Origin of the sequence: Aeromonas sp. 1HA1 (assembly GCF_029237385.1) — a bacterium.
Classification (GTDB): Bacteria; Pseudomonadota; Gammaproteobacteria; order Enterobacterales; family Aeromonadaceae; genus Aeromonas; species Aeromonas popoffii.
This window is the reverse complement of record NZ_JAACGC010000161.1, coordinates 1-1,429: the sequence shown is the minus strand read 5'-3', so window position 1 is coordinate 1,429 and position 1,429 is coordinate 1. Positions and strand designations below refer to the sequence as shown.

Genomic DNA, 1,429 nt, shown 5'->3' with positions numbered 1-1,429 from the left:
GAAGTAATGGGATGGTCGCCCCTCCCCAAAACGGCATCTGAGTGCCAAAGTGGCGAATGTAAGTTCCCACTGATGAGAGAGGCGACCACCATGAAGGCTACGGCTATCGGCATCGATCTGGCAAAACATCTCTTCCAATTACATGGCGTTGATCAACATGGCAAGACGGTCCTCAAGCGACAGTTGAAGCGGGATCAGATGCTCTCATTCTTTAGCAATCTTCCTCCTAGCCTGATCGGCATGGAGGCATGCGGCAGTGCCCATTACTGGGCCAATAAACTGCAAGGAATGGGGCATACCGTCAAACTGATGGCGCCGCAGTTCGTGAAGCCCTATGTGAAGACCAACAAGAACGATGCCGCCGATGCCGAGGCCATTTGCGAAGCGGTAACCCGGCCAACCATGCGCTTCGTGCCGATAAAGAGCAGCGAACAGTTAGCCGTCCTAGCCCTGCATCGCGCTAGGCAGGGGTTCGTCAAGGCCAGGACCGCCCAGGCCAACCAGATCCGAGGACTGTTGGCGGAATATGGGCTCATCATCCCCCAGGGCATCACCCACATCGGCCAGCGTGTTCCCGAATTCCTGGAGGACAGTGAAAACGGCTTGCCAGGGACGTTTCGCCAGTTGCTGATGCAACTCCACGAGCACCTCAAGGAACTCAATAAGCAGGTCAACGAGCTGGAGGAAGCGATCGTACGCTGGCATCGAGACAGTGTCGCCAGCCAAACATTGGCACAGCTACCCGGTATAGGTCCTATCACCGCCAGCGCCCTGGTGGCCTCCATTGGCAATGCGAGAAATTTCCAGAATGGCAGGCAGTTGGCCGCGTGGCTGGGGTTGGTGCCACGGCAACACTCCAGCGGTGGCAAGCAGACCCTGCTGGGGATCAGCAAGCGCGGCGACAGCTACTTGCGCACACTGTTAATTCATGGCGCTCGGGCCGTATTGCGCGTAGCTGAGCGCAAGGAGTCGTTTGCAGGAAGCTGGCTGGCCGGGGTAATGGCAAGGCGCAATCATAATGTGGCGGCAGTAGCGCAGGCCAACAAGACGGCTCGCATCGTCTGGGCCTTGCTGGCGTACGACAGAAAATATGATGCCCACTTTGGAATGGGCGCATGAAAAACAGGTTTAGTAAGGGCGGGCTGACAGCCCTGCAACAAGACGGTTGGCAATGATAATGAAGCACAGATTGCGCAGGCAATCATGAAGTGATGGCGAGACAGGTCAGACCGTGGCTGGCAAAACCCGGTGTTAACACAGCACGTCGTTAAGTGCGTTGTAAGTGATAGAGGAGCCAGTCAGCGAATTCCATCAGGGATAGAGGCAGTAGCCTCGATCGAAATCCGGATCTATGGCTGCAATCTCCACCTGACTCACTTTCATGGATTGAGGGCTTGGCAAACCGGGGCGACCATCTATGTTAACAGGG

The 1,429-nt window shown here is 56.2% G+C and carries 1 protein-coding gene; it reads left to right on the top strand.

Annotated features, from left to right (window positions below):
* Nucleotides 1-90: 90 nt before the first annotated feature.
* Nucleotides 91-1,119 carry an IS110 family transposase gene (locus GWQ22_RS21345; protein WP_275931609.1) on the top strand — a complete coding sequence of 343 codons (1,029 nt, stop codon included), beginning with the start codon at nucleotides 91-93 and terminating at the stop codon, nucleotides 1,117-1,119.
* Nucleotides 1,120-1,429 lie beyond the last annotated feature (310 nt).

Coding starts and splice junctions, on each gene's coding strand:
- GWQ22_RS21345 (WP_275931609.1), top strand. CDS start 91: ATGAAGGCTACGGCTATCGGCATCGATCTGGCAAAACATCTCTTCCAA.